The sequence below is a fragment of the [Zimmermannella] faecalis ATCC 13722 genome, assembly GCF_000381765.1.
GTDB lineage: Bacteria > Actinomycetota > Actinomycetes > Actinomycetales > Microbacteriaceae > Gulosibacter > Gulosibacter faecalis.
In genome coordinates this window covers 40,414-58,222 of record NZ_KB907082.1, presented here as the reverse complement: position 1 = coordinate 58,222, position 17,809 = coordinate 40,414, and the positions used below count along the sequence as shown (strand labels likewise).

The following is a 17,809-nucleotide window of genomic DNA, read 5'->3' as shown; positions in this document are numbered from 1 at the left end:
ATGACAACGACTCAAACTCTGCAATCCACGACGGCCACCGACACGGTGCTTGAAGTCGCCGACCTGTCGGTTTCGTTCCCGAGCGAGGCCGGCACCGTGCAGGCGGTACGCAACCTCAGCTACTCGGTGCGCCGCGGCGAATCGCTCGCGATCGTCGGCGAATCGGGCTCCGGCAAGTCCGTCTCGTCCCTCGCGGTCATGGGCCTGCTGCCGGGCTCCGCCAAGGTGTCGGGGTCGATTCGGCTCAAGGGCGAAGAACTCCTCACGAAGAGCGACGTCGAGCTGTCGAAGCTGCGTGGCAAGACCGTCTCGATGGTGTTCCAAGACCCGCTCTCGGCGCTCACCCCGGTCTACCGCATCGGCGATCAGATCGCCGAGACGGTGATGATTCACAAGGGAGTATCGCGCGAGGCTGCCGACAAGCGGGCGGTCGAGCTGCTCGACGCCGTGGGGATCCCGAACGCGAAGCTGCGCGCGAAGTCGTACCCGCACGAGTTCTCGGGCGGCATGCGCCAGCGCGCGATGATCGCGATGGCGATCGCGAACGACCCCGAGCTGATCATCGCCGACGAGCCGACCACGGCCCTCGACGTGACGATCCAGGCACAGGTGATGGACCTCCTCGAGACCGCGCAAGAGGCGACCGGGGCCGCGACCGTGCTCATCACGCACGACCTCGGCGTCGTGAGTGGATTCGCCGACCGCATCATGGTGATGTACGCGGGCAAGGCGGTCGAGTTCGGCGACGTCGACTCGATCTACGCCGACCCGCGCATGCCGTACACGAAGGGACTGCTCGCGTCGGTGCCCCGCATCGACAACATCAACCAGGGCCCGCTCACCCCGATCGAGGGCACCCCGCCATCGCTCGTGCGCCTGCCCCAGGGGTGCCCGTTCGCGGCCCGGTGCCCGATCGCGACCGACCTTTGCCACACGGTTGAGCCCGACCTCGAGCCGACGAACGTCGAGGGCAACCTCGCGGCCTGCCACCACAGCAACGAGCTCGTCGCGGGGGAGGAAATCTTCCCGCGGCCCGAGATCGCCGAGTCGAAGATCCGCACCCCGCGCGAGGAGCGCGACGTCGTGCTCGAACTCGACAACGTCGAGCGCGTGTATCCGCTCACGAAGGGCGCCCTCGTGCGCCGCAAGGTCGGCGAAGTGCGTGCCGTAGACGGCGTCACGCTCGACCTTCGTGAGGGCGAGACGCTCGCGCTCGTCGGCGAATCGGGCTCTGGCAAGACCACGACGATCATGGAAATCATGAAGCTCCTTAAGCCGCAGGCCGGGAGCATCCGCATCGATGGTCGCGACGTCGGCACGCTCAGCCGCCGCGAGAAGCTCGAGCTGCGCGCCCAGATGGCGATGGTGTTCCAAGACCCGATGGCGTCGCTCGACCCGCGCATGCCGATCGGCGACATCCTCCGCGAGCCCATGGAGGTGCACAAGTTCACTCGGCAGCAGATGGATGATCGCGTCGACTGGCTGCTGAAGACGGTCGGGCTTCTGCCCGAGCAGGCGTCGCGGTACCCCACCGAGTTCTCGGGCGGGCAGCGCCAGCGCGTCGGTATCGCCCGCGCGCTCGCCTGTGACCCCCGGCTCATCGTGCTCGACGAGCCCGTCTCGGCGCTCGACGTGTCGATTCAGGCCGGTGTGATCAACCTGCTCGACGACCTGAAGAACCGACTCGGGCTCAGCTACTTCTTCGTGTCGCACGACCTCTCGGTCGTGCAGCACATCTCCGATCGCATCGCCGTCATGTACCTCGGCACGATCGTCGAGCTCGGCGAAACCGAGCAAGTCTTCGCGGGTGAGGTGTCGCATCCGTACACCCGCGCCCTGCTCTCAGCGATTCCGATTCCCGACCCCAAGGTGGAGCGGGAACGGGAACGAATCGTGCTCAGCGGCGACCTGCCGTCGCCCGCTGACACACCGACCGGCTGTCGGTTCGTCAGCCGTTGCTACGTGTACCAGCACCTGCTTAGTGATGCGCAGCGTGAACAGTGCGATAGCAGCATGCCTCCGCTCGAGGCTCGAGGGGAGCGCGACCACGCGGTCGCGTGCTACTACCCCGAGCTGACCGCAGAGTACGAACCTACCCCTACAGAAATTCCGACCGCGCTCTCATAAGGAGGCACCATGAAGAAGCGGATTCTCGGAGGCATTGCGGCGATTGCGGCGTTCAGTCTTGTACTGACCGGCTGCTCGCGTGCTGACGAAGACCCCAGCAACACTTCCGGTTCCGGTGGCGAACACATCGAAATCGGACAGAACGACATCAACGCACAGGACTATGACGCGGTCGGCGAGGGCGGAACCCTCCGCCTTGGCATCAACGCCTATCCGGCAAACTTCAACACGTTCCACAGCGACGGGAACGAGGTGAACACCACGAACATCATGGAGGCCATCTACCCGTCGCTGTACACGTACACTGCCGACGGCCAGATCATCGCGAACGACCTCTACACCGAGAGCCTCGAGCTCACGAATGAGTCGCCGATGACGGTCGAGGTCGTGCTCAAGGAGGGCCTGACCTGGTCGGACGGCACGCCGATCGACTGGACGTCGGTGAAGAACGGCGTCGAGGCCATGGTCAACCCCGACTTCAACGTCGCCTCGCGCGAGGGCTTCAACCTCGTCGACACCGTCGAGCAGGGCGACAATGAGCAGACCGCGATCATCACCCTCAAGGAAGGCGAGATCTACGCCGACTGGCAGGGCCTCGCGCAGGTCATGCCCGACGCGCTCGTCGAGTCGGCCGAAATGTTCAACGAGGGCTGGATCGAAGAGCCCCTCGTGACCGCGGGCCCCTACAAGATCGAGAAGGCCGACCTCGCGAACAAGGTCGTCACGATGGTGCCCGACGAGAACTGGAACGGCGACCGTCAGGCTCGCCTCGACCGCATCTCGTGGACCACGTACGAAGACCCGCAGGCGAGCGCGACCGCGTTCCAGGATGGCCAGCTCGACGTGATCGACGCGGGCGTGCAGGCGGTCTACACCGTCGTCGCGCCGCAGGTGGAGTCGGGCGAAGCCGACCTCCGCTCGGCCGCCGGCCCCGACTGGACCCACTTCACGCTGAACGGTGGCGAGGGCCAGATTCTCGCCGACCAGAACCTGCGTCAGGCGTTCATGTACGCGATCGACCGCAAGAGCATCTTCCAGGCGCTCAACGGCACGATGCCGTACCCCGACGGCATGGCTGACGAACTGCTCGGCAACCACCTCCTCGTGCAGAACCAGAACGGCTACGAGGACAACGCTGGCGACTACGGCACCGCCGACGTCGAGAAGGCGAAGGAGCTCATCGAGGAGTCCGGTTGGACGATGGGCGACGACGGCTACTACGCGAAGGACGGCGAGCGCCTGACCATCCGCTACGTCTACAACGCGGGCTCGCAGACGAACGGCACCGTTGCGCCGATCGCGACCGAGAACCTCAAGGCTGCCGGTATGGAGCTGAAGATCGAGCAGGTGCCGCCGACCGACCTCTTCTCGAAGTACGTCATTCCCGGTGACTACGACGTGACGCTGTTCGGCTGGGCGGGCAACCCGTTCCCGACCTCGAGCGTTTCGATCTGGCGTTCGGACGGGGAGCAGAACTTCTCGCAGGTCGGTACCCCCGAGCTCGACGAGGTGCTCAACGAGCTCAACGCGACCACCGACGCCGACCAGCAGGTGACCCTGCAGAACGAGGCCGACAAGATGGTCTGGGAGGTTGCCGGTAACCTGCCGCTGTTCCAGGCGTACGACTTCATCGTCACGAACCCCGACCTGGCGAACTACGGTGCGCCCGGCTTCGAGTCGGTTACCGACTGGACGATGGTCGGCTACGTGGAGGGCTCGGACAAGCTCGGCTAGTCCCCACCCCTCCACCCCCCTCCCGTTGAGTGGTCGAATGTTGCTGTTCTGAAGCTTCAGAACAGCAACATTCGACCACTCAACTGTTGGTGCGGGGGAGGCGGCGGGCGAGCTCCGCGACGAGGGAACCCCACGGGGCGGGCTCGAAATCGTCCTTCGTGAGGCGAATGTGGCGCAGGCCGAGCGACTGCAGCAGCCGCGTTCGCGTGAGGTCGGCGCGAATCGTGGTGTCATCGGCCCAGTGATGCTCGCCCTCGTAGTCGAGGTACGTGCCCGATTCGCGGTGCCCAAGGTCGGCCCGGAACCTCGTGCCGTCGGGCAGGGTGATCTCGGGCTGAATCTCGAGGCAATCGAACCCCGCGTCGGCGAGCTTGCACCGCAGCCGCGTCTCCATCGGCGATTCGACGCCGGCGCGCATCCGCTCGACCGCCTGCCGCAACACGGACATGCCCGGCGTGCGTCGCCACGTCTTGAGCGCGGCGTACAGCTCGTCTTCGGTGACGAGCGGGCGATCGTCAATCGTGAGCCCGGGGTAGTGGCTCGCCTCGGCGAGCAGCGCGTCGGCCATCATCGTCGCCTCGATCGGGCCGAGATCACGGCACGACGTGAGGAACTCGAGCAGCGGCGGCACGACCGGCAGGCCGAGGTGCAGCACGCGCTCGAAGCGTGAGTCGAGGATGCGCCTGGGCTTCAGCCCGTCGCTGCGCGCCCGTGCTGCCGACTTCGGCACGACGAGCTCGGGCACGTGGCGAGCTGCGACCCAGCGCGAGGGCGTCGGGAGCCCCCAGATGACCGCCGCCGTGAGCCCCGAAAATGCCTCGTTCGCGCGCACGTTTGGTGCATAGCTGTGGCACTTCGCGAGCAGGTCGCCCGGCAGCTCGGTCGCACGCATGCCGTGAAACGGCCGGGCGAGCCGCGGATGGCGCAGCTGGGCTGGCGTGACGCCGATGCTCGTCGCGGCGGCGACCGTGAAGCCGTGCTCCGGCAGCCCGAGCGGGAGTGGTTTTGGCAGCTTCATGCGCGCACCGTATCCCCGTCGCCGAAAACCCCACCCCGCCAATCCACACCCCCGCAGTTCGGTGGTCGATTGTTGCTGTTCTGAAGCTTCAGAACAGCAACAATCGACCTCTCAACTGGGGGTGAGTGCGGGAGAAGTAGGGTGGCGAGGTGGATATGCGGGGTACGCGACAGCGCGTGTGGTGGGAGATCGCGATCGTGCTCTCACTCTCGCTACTGCCGTCGGCGCTCTACGCGGTGCTCGACCTCGTCGAACTCGCCCTCGCGCCGGCGCCGATCTCCGACGCGCAAACGCAGCTCAACCCGGTGGTCTCTGACACCGCGCTGCTGGATACGCTGACGCGGGTCGTGCGGTTCTTTGCCGGTATCGCGCCCGTCGCGCTCGTCATCTGGCTGCTCTGGAGCCGGCGCGAGACCGGCTTCGCGCGGCTTGGGCTGCGCTGGCGCAGCGCGGGCGACCTCGGCCGCGGCGCACTGCTCGCCGCCGCGATCGGCGTGCCCGGACTCGCGCTCTACGCTGTCTCGCGCCTGCTCGGCCTCACGGTGCAAGTGGTCGCGGGCGACCCAACGTTCCAATGGGACACCGTCATCGCGCTGCTCCTCGCGGCCGTGCGCGCGGCGCTCGTCGAAGAGGTCATCGTCGTCGCCTACCTCGCGCTGCGCCTGCGCGCGCTCGGGTGGCACCCGGTGGCGATCGTCGCGGCGAGCGCCCTCCTGCGCGGCTCGTACCACCTCTATCAGGGCGTGCCGATGGCGCTCGGTAACGTCGTCATGGGCATCGTGTTCGCCTCGGCGTTCCTCTGGCTCCTGCGTCCGAAGCCGCAGCCCGGGCAGCCGAGCACTGAACCGAGGCGTAGCCGTGTGCTCCCGCTTGTCATCGCCCACTTTCTGCTCGACGCGGCGTCGTTTCTCGGGTATCCACTCGCGCTGGCCCTGTTTCCCGACATTTTCTAGAGATCACACGACGCCGCGCAGCCGCCGTTTCCCGGTACGCGTAGACTGAAGCGTCCGCCTCTTGCAAGAACGAAAGCTTTCGCGTATGACTTCACCCCTCGCCCGCCGACAGGATCTCCGTAACGTCGCCATCGTGGCCCACGTTGACCACGGCAAGACCACGCTTGTTGATGCAATGCTCAAGCAGACCGGAACCTTCGGTGCGCACTCCGCCCACGAGGGCGAAGACCGGGTGATGGACTCGAACGACCTCGAGCGCGAGAAGGGCATCACGATTCTCGCGAAGAACACCGCGATTCGCTACGACGGCGAGCACGCGCCCGAGGGTCCCGTGACGATCAACGTCGTCGACACCCCGGGCCACGCCGACTTCGGCGGCGAGGTCGAGCGCGCGCTCTCGATGGTCGACGGCGTTGTGCTGCTCGTCGACGCCTCGGAGGGCCCGCTGCCGCAGACCCGCTTCGTGCTCCGCAAGGCACTCGAGGCGACGCTGCCCGTGATCCTCCTCGTGAACAAGACCGACCGGCCGGATGCGCGCATCGACGACGTCGTGGGGGAGTCGCAGGACCTCCTGCTCGGCCTCGCGAGCGACCTCGCCGACGCGGTGCCCGACCTCGACATCGACTCGCTGCTCGAGCTGCCCGTGCTCTACGCCTCGGGCCGCGCCGGCGCCGCGTCGTTCACGCAGCCGGCGAACGGCGAGCTGCCCGACAACGACAACCTCGAGCCGCTGTTCAAGGCGATTCTCGAGAACATCCCGGCCCCGACCTACGAAGAGGGCGCCCCGCTGCAGGCGCACGTGACGAACCTCGACTCGTCGCCGTTCCTCGGCCGCCTCGCCCTGCTGCGCATCCACAACGGCACGCTCCGCAAGGGCGAGACCGTCGCGTGGGTGCACGAGGGCGAGACCCGCAACGTGCGCGTCACCGAGCTGCTCGAGACGAAGGGCCTCGACCGAGTGCCGGCCGAGTCGGCGGGCCCGGGCGACATCGTCGCCATCGCGGGCATCGAAGACATCACGATCGGCGACACCATCGCCGACCTCAACGACGTGCGCCCGCTCCCGCAGATCTCGATCGACGAGCCCGCGATCTCGATGACGATCGGCACGAACAACTCGCCGCTTGTCGGCAAGGTCAAGGGCCACAAGCTCACGGCGCGCATGGTGAAGGATCGCCTCGACCGCGAGCTCATCGGTAACGTCTCGATTCGCGTGCAGGACATCGGCCGGCCCGACGCGTGGGAGGTGCAGGGCCGCGGCGAGCTGCAGCTCGCGATTCTCATCGAGAACATGCGCCGCGAGGGCTTCGAGCTGACGGCGGGCAAGCCGCAGGTCGTGACGCGCCAGATCGATGGGAAGACCTACGAGCCGTTCGAGCACGCGACGATCGACGTGCCCGAGGAGCACCTCGGCGCGATCACGCAGCTCATGGCGGCGCGCAAGGGCCGCATGGACTCGATGGAGAACCACGGTTCGGGCTGGATCCGCATGGAGTTCACGGTGCCCGCTCGCGGCCTCATCGGTTTCCGCAGCGAGTTCATGACGATCACTCGCGGCACCGGCATCGTCAACTCGATCGCCGGCGAGTACGAGCCCTGGGCCGGCACGATCACGACCCGTACGAACGGCTCGATCGTTGCCGACCGCGCCGGTGTTGCGACGCCGTTCGCGATGATGGCGCTGCAGGAGCGCATGTCGTTCTTTGTGGAGCCGACCGACGAGGTGTACGAGGGCATGGTCGTGGGCGAGAACTCGCGCGCCGACGACATGGACGTGAACATCACGAAGGAAAAGAAGCTCACGAACATGCGCTCGTCGACCGCCGACGAGCTTGAGAAGCTCACGCCGTCGCGCCAGCTCACACTCGAGGAGTCGCTCGAGTTCGCTCGCGAAGACGAGTGTGTCGAGGTGACGCCCGAGAAGGTGCGCATTCGCAAGATCAACCTCGACGCGACGACGCGCGCTCGCGCGGCATCGCGGGCGAAGCGGGGCGAGGCGTAGACGGATGCGCGCACGGCAGGTGCTCGAGCGGGTCGGATCGTTCGCCGCATACCTCGTCTTCGGGGTGCTTGCGGGGGCGATCGGCACGGTCGCGCACCGCGCCCGTGTCGAGGTCGGCGGCGTCGACCTCTGGCTCGGCCTCGTCGGCGCGCTCGTCGCGGTGCTGTTCGTGGGCGTCGGCCTGCGGGCGTACCTCGGCGAGCGCACCTGGACGCTCGCCTTCGCGATCGGCGTTGTGGTCGCGGTATTCGTCCTCAGCCTGTCGGGCGCTGAGCACTCGGTGCTCGTGCCCGCGAGCTCGTCGGGCTTCGGCGTCGGTGAGCTGTGGACGTTCGGCAGCGCGATCGCAGCGTTCGGCCCCGTGATCTGGCCCGACCTGCGCGGCGCGAAGCGCCAGCGCGACGCCTCGGCGGGATAAACTCGGAGGTGACGCGCGTCGTCGCACGCGCATCCGTCCCCCCCCGACCCCCGAGGAGCCCCTGAGCGTCGTGACCTACGTGATCGCCCTGCCCTGTGTCGATGTCAAAGACCGCGCGTGCGTTGATGAATGCCCGGTTGACTGCATCTACGAGGGTGAACGGTCGCTGTACATCCACCCCGACGAATGCGTCGACTGCGGCGCGTGCGAGCCGGTGTGCCCCGTCGAGGCCATTTACTACGAGGATGACCTGCCGGAGGAATGGGCCGACTACTACCAGGCGAATGTCGATTTCTTTGAGGAGCTCGGGTCGCCCGGCGGCGCCGCGAAGCTCGGCCCGCAGAGCTTCGACGTGCCGATGATCGCGGCGCTCCCGCCGCAGGGCGAGGAGTAGGCGTGGGGCTGCAGGCGCTGCCGGCGTATCCGTGGGATCGCCTCGACCCTATCCGTACCCGTGCCGCCGAACGCGCGGCCGAGCTCGGGGTCGACGTCGTTGACCTCACGGTGGGCTCGCCCGTCGACCCGACGCCGCAGCGCATTCGCGACGCGCTCGTCGAGGCGACCGACGCGCACGGGTATCCGACCACTGCCGGTACGGCCGAGGCACGGGATGCGGTGGCCGAGTGGTTCGCGCGCGACCGCGGTGTTCCGGGGCTCACCCGCGACGATGTGCTGCTCACGGTCGGGTCGAAGGAATTCGTGGCCTCGGCCGCGTTCTTCCTCGGTATCGGCGCCGGTGACGCGATCGTGCAGCCCGAGGTCGCGTACCCCACCTACGAGATGGGCGCCGTGTTCGCGGGCGCGGAGCTCGTGCGGGCCGACGACCCCGACGACTGGCCCGCGCACACGAAGCTGGTCTGGCTGAACTCGCCGGGCAACCCCACGGGGCGCGTCCTCGACGCGGACTTCCTCCGTCGAGCCGTCGCGCGGGCGCGTGAGCTCGGGGCCATCATCATCAACGACGAGTGTTACGCCGAGCTCGGGTGGGATGCCTGGGCCGATCGGCGCATCCCGTCGATTCTCGACCCCGACGTGGTGGGCGACGACCACACGGGCGTGCTCGCGTGCTCGTCGCTGTCGAAGCGCTCGAACCTTGCCGGGTACCGCGCCGCCTATGTTGCGGGCGACGCGGAGGTGCTCGCGAAGCTGCTCGTCGGCCGCAAGCACGCAGGCCTCATGATGCCGTCGCCCGTGCAGCACGCCCTTGCGGTTGCACTCGGCGACACCGCGGATGCGCGCGAACAGTACGAACGGTACGAGTCGCGTCGCGAGGTGCTCGCCCCCGCCGTGCGCGACGCGGGCCTGCGCATCGACGACTCCGAGGCGGGGCTGTACCTCTGGGTGACGCGGGGCGAAGACTGCTGGTCGACCGTCGCGGCATTCGCCGAGCTCGCGATCCTCACGGGCCCGGGAGAGTTCTACGGGGATGCGGGAAGCGGGCACGTTCGGCTCACGCTCACGGCCCCCGACGCCGCGATTTCTGAGGCCGCGTGGCGACTTCGTCAGCACGCGTTGTAGTGAACGTCAATCACTTGCGGGGACCTGTTGTGCACGCCGTGAACACAACTGGCGACCGAGTAGGCTAGTTGAGGCGCTGCCCGCCACCAGCGGAAAAGGTGCCAGCCTTGCCCCACCTATCCAGGAGGTTTTGTGAGCGAGCAGAACGCGCAGCCCAACGCACCAAAGAATGTTGCGACCCTCAGTTACCCCGGTGGCACTGCCGAATTCCCGATCCTTGCGGCCAGCGAAGGCCGCGGCGCGTTCGACGTGTCGACCCTCATGAAGCAGACCGGGTACACGGCCCTCGACTACGGGTTCGTGAACACCTCGTCGACGCAGTCGGACATCACCTACATCGACGGTGACAACGGCATCCTCCGATATCGCGGGTATCCCATCGAGCAGCTCGCGAAGGGGTCAACGTTCCTCGAAGTCGCCTACCTGCTGATCTACGGTGAGCTGCCGAGCGAGTCGGAGTACGACGACTTCGAGCGCCGGGTGACCCGCCACACGCTGCTTCACGAAGACCTCAAGATGCTGTTCGACGCGCTGCCGTTCAGCGCGCACCCCATGTCGGTGCTGTCGAGCGCCGTCGCGGCCCTCGCGACGTACTACGAAGACTCGCTCTCGGTGAAAGACCCCGAGGCGATCGAGATCAACACGATTCGCCTGCTCGCGAAGCTGCCCGTCATCGCGGCCTACGCGCACAAGAAGTCCATCGGCCAGGCGTTCATGTACCCCGACAACTCACTGAGCTTCGTCGAGAACTTCCTCAAGCTGAACTTCGGCAACTACGCCGAGCCGTACGAGGTAAACCCGGTACTCTCGCGGGCGCTCGACCGCCTGCTGATTCTCCACGCCGACCACGAACAGAACGCGTCGACGTCGACCGTGCGCCTCGTCGGCTCGACCGAGGCGAACATTTACGCCTCGATTTCGGCCGGGATCTCGGCCCTGTATGGCCCGCTCCACGGCGGCGCGAACGAGGCTGTGCTCACGATGCTCGGTGAGATCCGCGACTCGGGCGAGGGTGTCGACCGCTTCGTCCAGCGCGTGAAGAACAAGGAAGACGGCGTGCGGCTCATGGGCTTCGGCCACCGCGTCTACAAGAGCTACGACCCGCGGGCCAAGCTCGTGAAGGAGTCGGCCGACGAGGTGCTCGCCGCGCTTGGTGTCAAAGACCCGCTGCTCGAGATTGCGATGGAGCTCGAGCAGGTCGCGCTCAATGACGACTACTTCCAGGAGCGCCGGCTCTACCCGAACGTCGACTTCTACACGGGCATCATCTACAAGGCGATGGGCTTCCCGACCCGCATGTTCACCCCGCTGTTCGCGATCGGTCGCCTGCCCGGCTGGATCGCCCAGTGGCGCGAGCAAAACCTCGACCCGAAGTCGAAGATCGGTCGCCCGCAGCAGCTCTACACGGGCGAGACCGAGCGCGCGTATCCCGAGGGGCGTACCTTCATCACGCGCTAGGCGCTGACAACCAACGCAATCGGCTCGGCCCCCAGTTTTGACTGGGGGCCGAGCCGTTTGCCTTCGCGGGCGCGTGCCGTGCGAGTGGTTAGTGCAGGGCCGAGTTGAGCTCAATGCCGCGGCCGTCGCGGGTGACCGCCTCGACCGCGCCAGAGAGGGAGTTGCGACGGAAGAGGATGTTCGCGACGCCCGAGAGTTCGACCGCCTTGACCGACTCGCCATCGGGCAGGCGCACCTTCGTGCCGGCGGTGACGTAGAGCCCGGCCTCGACGACGCAGTCGTCGCCGATCGAGATGCCGACGCCAGAGTTCGCGCCGAGCAGCGAGCGCTCGCCGATCGTGATGCGCTGCGTGCCGCCGCCCGAGAGCGTGCCCATGATCGAGGCGCCGCCACCGATATCGCTGCCCTCGCCGACGACGACGCCCTGCGAGATCCGGCCCTCGACCATCGAGGCGCCGAGCGTTCCGGCGTTGAAGTTCACGAAGCCCTCGTGCATCACGACCGTGCCGGGCGCGAGGTGGGCGCCGAGCCGCACGCGACCGCCGTCGCCGATGCGCACGCCGGCGGGGATCACGTAGTCGAGCAGTCGGGGGAACTTGTCGACGGCGTACACCTGAATGCCCTCGCGGCGCAGGGTCGCACGTCGCGTCGCCGCGAATTCGGGGCTCGTCGGGCCCACGGCCGTCCAGGCGTTCGTCGGCAGGTGCCCAAACACCCCGTCGAGGCTCAGCTCGTTCGGGCGCACGAGCAGGTGCGAGAGCAGGTGCAGGCGCAGGTAGGCATCCTGAGTCGAGGCGACCGGCGCGTCGAGGTCGATCTCCACGAACACCGGCGTCTGGCGCACGCCGCGGCGCGCGTCGATGCCCGCCGCATCCTCGAGCTCACGCGGCGCGATCGACCGGTCGCGCCCCTCCGGCACGGTGCCGAGCTGGGGAGCTGGGAACCAGCAGTCGAGCATGACGCCGTCGTCGGTGAAGGTGGCGAGTCCGTCGCCCCACGCGCGGCGAGTGGATGCGGTGGTGGCGTCGGCGGGGAAGTCGGCAGAGGCGGCTGGGGTTTCGGTCATGCCCACGAGCCTACCGAGAACGCGCAGCCTCGCGAGGTGCCAGGCGTCCAGACCTCACCCGTGGTCGAAGCCCTAGACTGGAGTGCATGCCCGCTCTCACGTCGGATGGATCGCTCGACCTCACCGCAGACGTTGTGGACCTCACGCAGACCATCTGCGACGTCCCCTCCGAGTCGGGCGACGAGTCTCGCCTCGTCGATGCGATCGAGGAGGCACTGCGGCGGCTCCCGCACCTCACGGTGACGAGGTTCGGCAACACGCTTGCCGCGCGCACCGAGCTCGGGCGCGGGCAGCGTGTCGCGATTGCGGGGCACGTCGACACGGTGCCGATCAACGACAACCTGCCGACCCGGTACGAGACACGTTCGCCCGAACAGGCAGCCGAGGATGCGCCCGGCACGAAGCCGGGCGAGTACCTCTGGGGGCGTGGCACGGTCGACATGAAGGCCGGCGTCGCGGCGCAGTTGAAGCTCGCGGCGGAACTCACCGAACCGGTCGTGGACGTCACGTGGCTCTGGTATGACAACGAGGAGGTGTCGGCGGAGCGCAACGGGCTCGGGAAGCTCGCCGCCGCGCATCCAGAACTCTTTGAGGCCGACTTTGCGATTCTCGGGGAGCCGACGAACGCCCGCGTCGAGGGCGGCTGCAACGGCTCGATCCGTGCCGAGGTCATCACCCGCGGCCGACGCGCCCACTCGGCGCGCTGGTGGACCGGCGAGAACGCCGTGCACGCCGCGGGGGAGATCCTGCGTCGGTTCGATGACTACACGCCGGCCGAGGTACCGGTTGAGGGGCTCACGTTCCGTGAAGGCCTCAGCGCGGTCGGTATTCGCGGCGGGGTCGCCGGCAACGTCATTCCCGACGAGTGCCGCGTGCACGTGAACTACCGGTTCGCCCCCGACAAGTCGCTCGCGCAGGCGCGGGCACACCTCGAGTCGGTATTCGACGGCTTCGAGCTCGAGTATCTCGACCTCTCTCCAGCAGCCCGGCCCGGCCTCGACGCACCGCTCGCGCAGGCGTTTCTCGCGAGCGTCGGCGGCGACGCCGTGCCGAAGATGGGCTGGACCGACGTCGCGCGCTTTAGCGCGCTCGGCGTACCGGCCGTGAACTACGGCCCCGGCGACCCGCAGAAGGCGCACGCCGACGACGAACGGGTGCTGCTTGCCGAGATCCGCGCCGTCGAGGCGGGCCTGCGCGCCTGGCTGACGGGCGCATCCGGTACCCCGGCGGGAGCCAGCGCGTGAGCGTGCGCGCCGCGCTGCCGAAACTCCCGGAGCGGTACACGTCGCCGGCCATCACCCGCGACGACTTTGATTTCACGCGGCAGCCCGTCTTTGGGCCCGCGGTCGGTGCCTGGCGCCGCGTGCCCGCCTGGCTGCAGGTGCTGCTCATCTACGTGTTCTCGCGCATCGTGACGACCGTCGTCATGCTCATCTACGCGGGCAACCAGGAGGAGACCTGGCAGACGCCCGCGAACCCCGACTACTTCACGTTCGCGAATATCTGGGACGGCGACTGGTACCGCTACATTGCGCAGGCGGGGTATCCCGTCGATCTGCCCATCAACGAGCAGGGGCTCGTCACCGAGAACTCGTGGGCGTTCATGCCCGTGTATCCGTTCCTCGTGCGCGGAATCTCGATCGTGACGACGCTGCCGTTCGGGGTCTGCACGGTGCTCGTGTCGCTCGTCGCCGGCCTCGGATGCGCGTACGGGCTGTTCTCGCTCCTGCGCCGGTTCGCGAGCCAGAACGTCTCGATGTTCGCGGTGTTCCTGCTCTGCATCGGCCCGGTATCGCCGCTGTTCCAGGTGGGCTACGCCGAGGCGCTCCACTTCTGGATGCTCACGGTGCTGCTGCAGCAGCTCGTCGATCGCCGGTGGCTCGCGATGATTCCGCTCGTCGCCATCGCCTCGTTTACGAGGCCGACAGGGCTCGCGTGGGCGTTCACCCTGTTCCTCTACATCCTCTATCGCTACTGGAACCGGTATCGGGCGCGGCTCGAGGCGTTCCCGAAGCGTGAGCAGCAACAGCTCTGGGGCGTCGCGGTCTTCTCGGGGCTCATGGGCCTCGCCTGGCTCATCATCGCGGGCGTCGTCACCCGATTCCCCGAGGCGTACCTCGAGACCGAGTTTGCCTGGCGGCGCCACTACACGGGAGGCGAACACACGCCGCCGTTCACCTCGTGGTTCTACGGCGCCGACTTCTGGTTCGGGCCGATCATGGGGGCGATCCTCGTGCTCGCGATCGTCGCACTCATGGCGGTGTGGCTCGGGTCGCGCACGCTGAGCCGCTTCGGTATCGAGATTCGGCTGTGGAGCATTGCCTACTTCAGCTACATCTTCGCAGTGTTCTTCCCGCAGTCATCGACCTTCCGCATCCTTTTCCCGCTGTTCCCCGCCGCGGCGGTCGTCGCGCTGCCGCGATCGCCGCTGTACCGCGTGCTCGTCTCGCTCGGCGCGTTCCTCGCGCAGGTGCTGTGGCTGCACTGGATGTGGTTCGTCATCGGCCGCGACTGGACCCCGCCGTAGGCTCCGGCCCACTCGCCACCTCGGCCCACGCAACGCCATCGGCCCACTCCGCATTGGGCGACCTAGAATGACGCAATGCATTCCACTTCACCCGAGGGAACCCCCGATACCGCGCTGTTTCGAGCCGCGCGCGACCTTCTGCTTGCGCACCGCACCGACGCCGCGACGGCGCGCGAGCGATTCACCTGGCCGGAGGTGAGCGACCAGTTCAACTGGGCGCTCGACTGGTTCGACGTCATCGCGCAGGGCAACGACGCCACCGCGCTGTGGATCGTCGAAGATGACGAGCGCGAGGCAAAGTACACGTTCGACGGGCTGCGCCGTCGCTCAAACCAGGTGGGCAACTGGCTGCTCGAGCTCGGCGTCGCGCCAGGTGACGCCGTGCTGCTCATGCTCGCGAACCGGGTCGAGCTGTGGGAGTCGATGCTCGCCGTGCTGAAGATCGGTGCTGTCGTGATGCCGACCGCGACCGTGCTCGCGCCGCACGACCTCGACGACCGCGTGAGGCGCGGCGGCGCGAAGTGGGTCATCACCGACGCGGGCGATGCCGCGAAGTTCGATGGCATCGCGGGGGACTTCGGCGTCATCACGGTGCCCGGCGCGAACGAAGCCGCGGCCCCGGGCGAGGGCGCCCGCCCACGGCTCGACTACGCGGCTGCGGGTTCGGCATCGGATGCGCCGATCGCGCGCCGTGCGGGCGGCGACGAGCCCGCGCTCGCATACTTCACGTCGGGCACGACGTCGAAGCCGAAGATCGTGATCCACTCCCACCGCTCGTATCCCGTCGGGCACCTCAGCACGATGTTCTGGATCGGCGTGCAGCCGGGCGAGACGCACATGGTTGTCTCTTCGCCCGGCTGGGCGAAGCACGCGTGGAGCTCGTTCTTCGGGCCCTGGAACGCCGAGGCGACCATCTACGTCGACAACTACGCCCGGTTCGACCCCGAACAGCTGCTGCGACACCTCGACCGCGCCGACGTGAACACGTTCTGCGCGCCCCCGACGGTGTGGCGCATGCTCATCAAGCACGGCCGCACCGAGAAGCCTCGCGGGCTGCACGAGGCGATCTCGGCAGGGGAGCCGCTCAACCCCGAGGTGATCGACCGCATCCGCGACTGGTGGGGCCTCGAGATTCGTGACGGCTACGGCCAGACCGAGATGACCGCGGCGGTGGGGAACGCGCCCGGCGACATCGTCAAGGCCGGGTCGATGGGGCGAGCGCTGCCGGGCCTCGAGATCGTGCTCGTCGACCAGGCGACGGGCGAGCGCCTGCCGAACGACGCCGTCGGCGTCGAGGGCGAGGTGTGCATCGACCTCGCGGGCGGGGTTCCGGTGTCGATCATGACGGGATACGCGGGCAACGACGCGGCGACGGCCGAGCGCCGAGCTGGCGGCGTGTTCCACACGGGCGACGTCGCCGAGCGCGACGACGACGGGATGCTCACGTTTGTCGGCCGCACTGACGACATTTTCAAGTCGAGCGACTTCAAGGTGTCGCCGTTTGAGGTCGAGTCGGCGCTCATCACGCACGAGGCGGTCGCCGAGGCGGCCGTCGTCGGCGCACCCGACGACACCCGCCAGTTCATCACGAAGGCCTACGTGCAGCTCGCGAGCGGGTTCGAGCCCGGGCCCGCGGTCGCCCTCGCGATCCTCCGCCATGCTCGCGAGACCCTGCCGCCGTACCTGTGTGCGCGCCGTGTCGAGTTTGCCGAGCTGCCGAAGACGGTGAGTGGCAAGATCCGCCGCGTTGACCTGCGCAATCGCGAGCGCGAGTTCGCGGAGCGTGGCGAGCGCATCGAGGGCGAGTACCGCGACCTCGACTTCCCGCAGCTCAAGGGCTGATTCGGAAGCCCTGCAGCAAGAAAGGGCGGGTGGCGCGGCAACTGCCGCACCACCCGCCCTTCGCGCGTTGTTTACCGGGTTACTTCGCGGCGTCGAGACGCTCGGCGACGTTCGCCCAGTTGACGATGTTCCAGAACGCCTTGACGTAGTCGGGCTTCACGTTGACGTAGTCGAGGTAGAACGCGTGCTCCCACATGTCGAGCATGAGCAGCGGCGTCACGCCGAAGGGCACGTTGCCCTGCTGGTCGTAGAGCTGGAACGTCGAGACGTTGCCGGTCGCGTCGTCACGGCCGAGCACGGCCCAGCCGGAGCCCTGGATGCCGAGGGCAGCGGCGGTGAACTGCGCCTGGAACTTCTCGAGGCCACCGAACTCGTTGTCGAGGAGCTCCTTGATCGAGCCGGTCGGCTCGGCGTAGTCGGGGGTGAGGTTCGTCCAGAAGATCGAGTGGTTGTTCACGCCACCGACGTTGAACGCGAGGTCCTTCTCAAGCTTGTTGATGTTCGCGAAGTCGCCCTTGTCACGGGCATCCGCGAGCTGCTCAAGGGCGGTGTTCGCGCCCTTGACGTAGGTCGCGTGGTGCTTGTCGTGGTGCAGCTCCATGATGCGACCCGAGATGTGCGGCTCCAGCGCGCTGTAGTCGTAAGGAAGATCGGGAAGGGTGAACTCAGCCATGAGGCAATTCCTTTCGTAGTTCGCGAGACGCGGTTGTCACGTGGGCCGTCGGAAACACTTGCCGTTCACGCGACCTCACCGAGACTATCGCCTGCCACTTGATGCAACCCGCACGCGAGCAAAATCATTCCATCGCATGGTTTTGCGGGGGATTATGACGGCCGCATCCGCGCCATTGCTGGGAAGTGAGATAATGGACAGCGTTCTTACATCTACGGAAGGCAGAGGACTCATGGCTGCAATGAAGCCGCGTACTGGCGACGGACCCATGGAAGCGGTTCGTGAGGGTCGACTGATCATCGTGCGGGTGCCCCTCGAGGGTGGCGGACGACTCGTGGTGTCGGTGAACGATGACGAGGCCAAGGAGCTTGCTGCGGCGCTTTCGGGCGCCGTCTCGAACTAGCGCAGTTGGGGCAACCTCGCGGGGCGCGTATCCGAGCGATGCGCGCCCCGCCCCGTTTTCCGCCGTAGCG

15 protein-coding genes are annotated in these 17,809 nt (G+C 67.5%); 12 read left to right on the top strand and 3 right to left on the bottom strand.

The features are described 5' to 3' along the window. Together G328_RS0110960 and G328_RS0110955 are read left to right on the top strand one after the other, a co-directional pair. Window positions 1-2,127, top strand: coding sequence for an ABC transporter ATP-binding protein (locus tag G328_RS0110960; protein WP_019619401.1), 2,127 nt, complete (start codon window positions 1-3; stop codon window positions 2,125-2,127). 9 nt (window positions 2,128-2,136) lie between these two features. Next, window positions 2,137-3,861, top strand: coding sequence for an ABC transporter family substrate-binding protein (locus tag G328_RS0110955; protein ID WP_019619400.1), 1,725 nt, complete (start codon window positions 2,137-2,139; stop codon window positions 3,859-3,861). A 79-nt stretch (window positions 3,862-3,940) separates the two neighbouring features. Here G328_RS0110955 and G328_RS15990 read toward each other — a convergent pair whose 3' ends face one another. Beyond that, on the bottom strand, window positions 3,941-4,879 hold the full coding sequence (locus tag G328_RS15990; RefSeq protein ID WP_019619399.1) for a hypothetical protein: 939 nt from the start codon (window positions 4,877-4,879) through the stop codon (window positions 3,941-3,943). Window positions 4,880-5,034: 155 nt separating this feature from the next. Here G328_RS15990 and G328_RS0110945 point away from each other — a divergent pair, with 155 nt between their 5' ends. The 6 genes from G328_RS0110945 to G328_RS15180 all read left to right on the top strand — a co-directional run bounded on the left by G328_RS0110945 (window position 5,035) and on the right by G328_RS15180 (window position 11,228). Next, a complete protein-coding gene (locus G328_RS0110945; protein WP_019619398.1) occupies window positions 5,035-5,832 on the top strand; it encodes a CPBP family intramembrane glutamic endopeptidase in 798 nt (265 codons plus the stop codon). Between the two features lie 85 nt (window positions 5,833-5,917). Next, window positions 5,918-7,834, top strand: coding sequence for a translational GTPase TypA (typA, locus tag G328_RS0110940; RefSeq protein ID WP_019619397.1), 1,917 nt, complete (start codon window positions 5,918-5,920; stop codon window positions 7,832-7,834). Between the two features lie 4 nt (window positions 7,835-7,838). Beyond that, a complete protein-coding gene (locus G328_RS0110935; RefSeq protein WP_019619396.1) occupies window positions 7,839-8,252 on the top strand; it encodes a hypothetical protein in 414 nt (137 codons plus the stop codon). A 70-nt stretch (window positions 8,253-8,322) separates the two neighbouring features. Continuing rightward, a complete protein-coding gene (fdxA, locus tag G328_RS0110930) occupies window positions 8,323-8,646 on the top strand; it encodes a ferredoxin (RefSeq protein WP_019619395.1) in 324 nt (107 codons plus the stop codon). 2 nt (window positions 8,647-8,648) lie between these two features. After that, entirely contained in the window at window positions 8,649-9,770 is a 1,122-nt protein-coding gene (gene dapC, locus G328_RS0110925) for a succinyldiaminopimelate transaminase (protein WP_019619394.1), read from the top strand. Window positions 9,771-9,902: 132 nt separating this feature from the next. Then, window positions 9,903-11,228 carry a citrate synthase gene (locus tag G328_RS15180; RefSeq protein ID WP_019619393.1) on the top strand — a complete coding sequence of 442 codons (1,326 nt, stop codon included), beginning with the start codon at window positions 9,903-9,905 and terminating at the stop codon, window positions 11,226-11,228. 88 nt (window positions 11,229-11,316) lie between these two features. Here G328_RS15180 and dapD read toward each other — a convergent pair whose 3' ends face one another. Beyond that, entirely contained in the window at window positions 11,317-12,294 is a 978-nt protein-coding gene (dapD, locus tag G328_RS0110915; protein WP_019619392.1) for a 2,3,4,5-tetrahydropyridine-2,6-dicarboxylate N-succinyltransferase, read from the bottom strand. A gap of 86 nt (window positions 12,295-12,380) precedes the next feature. On the opposite strand from dapD, the gene dapE reads away from it, so the two are divergent. The 3 genes from dapE (at window position 12,381) to G328_RS0110900 (ending at window position 16,663) form a co-directional block, all read left to right on the top strand. Continuing rightward, window positions 12,381-13,538 carry a succinyl-diaminopimelate desuccinylase gene (gene dapE, locus G328_RS0110910; protein WP_019619391.1) on the top strand — a complete coding sequence of 386 codons (1,158 nt, stop codon included), beginning with the start codon at window positions 12,381-12,383 and terminating at the stop codon, window positions 13,536-13,538. After that, the gene (locus G328_RS0110905) at window positions 13,535-14,821 is read left to right on the top strand and encodes a hypothetical protein (protein WP_019619390.1); all 1,287 of its coding nucleotides are present in this window, start codon (window positions 13,535-13,537) and stop codon (window positions 14,819-14,821) included. The genes dapE and G328_RS0110905 overlap by 4 nt, the downstream gene beginning before the upstream one ends. A gap of 75 nt (window positions 14,822-14,896) precedes the next feature. Next, a complete protein-coding gene (locus G328_RS0110900; RefSeq protein ID WP_019619389.1) occupies window positions 14,897-16,663 on the top strand; it encodes an AMP-binding protein in 1,767 nt (588 codons plus the stop codon). Window positions 16,664-16,742: 79 nt separating this feature from the next. Here the strand turns inward: G328_RS0110900 and G328_RS0110895 are convergent, their stop codons facing one another. After that, window positions 16,743-17,336, bottom strand: coding sequence for a superoxide dismutase (locus G328_RS0110895; RefSeq protein WP_019619388.1), 594 nt, complete (start codon window positions 17,334-17,336; stop codon window positions 16,743-16,745). Between the two features lie 232 nt (window positions 17,337-17,568). On the opposite strand from G328_RS0110895, the gene G328_RS16220 reads away from it, so the two are divergent. After that, window positions 17,569-17,739 (top strand): DUF3117 domain-containing protein, encoded by a 171-nt coding sequence (locus tag G328_RS16220; RefSeq protein WP_083919633.1) that lies wholly within the window; start codon window positions 17,569-17,571, stop codon window positions 17,737-17,739. The last annotated feature ends 70 nt before the right edge of the window (window positions 17,740-17,809 follow it).

Coding starts and splice junctions, on each gene's coding strand:
- typA (WP_019619397.1), top strand. CDS start 5,918: ATGACTTCACCCCTCGCCCGCCGACAGGATCTCCGTAACGTCGCCATC.
- G328_RS0110895 (WP_019619388.1), bottom strand. CDS start 17,336: ATGGCTGAGTTCACCCTTCCCGATCTTCCTTACGACTACAGCGCGCTG.
- G328_RS15990 (WP_019619399.1), bottom strand. CDS start 4,879: ATGAAGCTGCCAAAACCACTCCCGCTCGGGCTGCCGGAGCACGGCTTC.
- G328_RS0110945 (WP_019619398.1), top strand. CDS start 5,035: ATGCGGGGTACGCGACAGCGCGTGTGGTGGGAGATCGCGATCGTGCTC.
- G328_RS0110960 (WP_019619401.1), top strand. CDS start 1: ATGACAACGACTCAAACTCTGCAATCCACGACGGCCACCGACACGGTG.
- G328_RS0110900 (WP_019619389.1), top strand. CDS start 14,897: ATGCATTCCACTTCACCCGAGGGAACCCCCGATACCGCGCTGTTTCGA.
- G328_RS16220 (WP_083919633.1), top strand. CDS start 17,569: ATGGCTGCAATGAAGCCGCGTACTGGCGACGGACCCATGGAAGCGGTT.
- G328_RS0110955 (WP_019619400.1), top strand. CDS start 2,137: ATGAAGAAGCGGATTCTCGGAGGCATTGCGGCGATTGCGGCGTTCAGT.
- dapD (WP_019619392.1), bottom strand. CDS start 12,294: ATGACCGAAACCCCAGCCGCCTCTGCCGACTTCCCCGCCGACGCCACC.
- G328_RS0110935 (WP_019619396.1), top strand. CDS start 7,839: ATGCGCGCACGGCAGGTGCTCGAGCGGGTCGGATCGTTCGCCGCATAC.
- dapE (WP_019619391.1), top strand. CDS start 12,381: ATGCCCGCTCTCACGTCGGATGGATCGCTCGACCTCACCGCAGACGTT.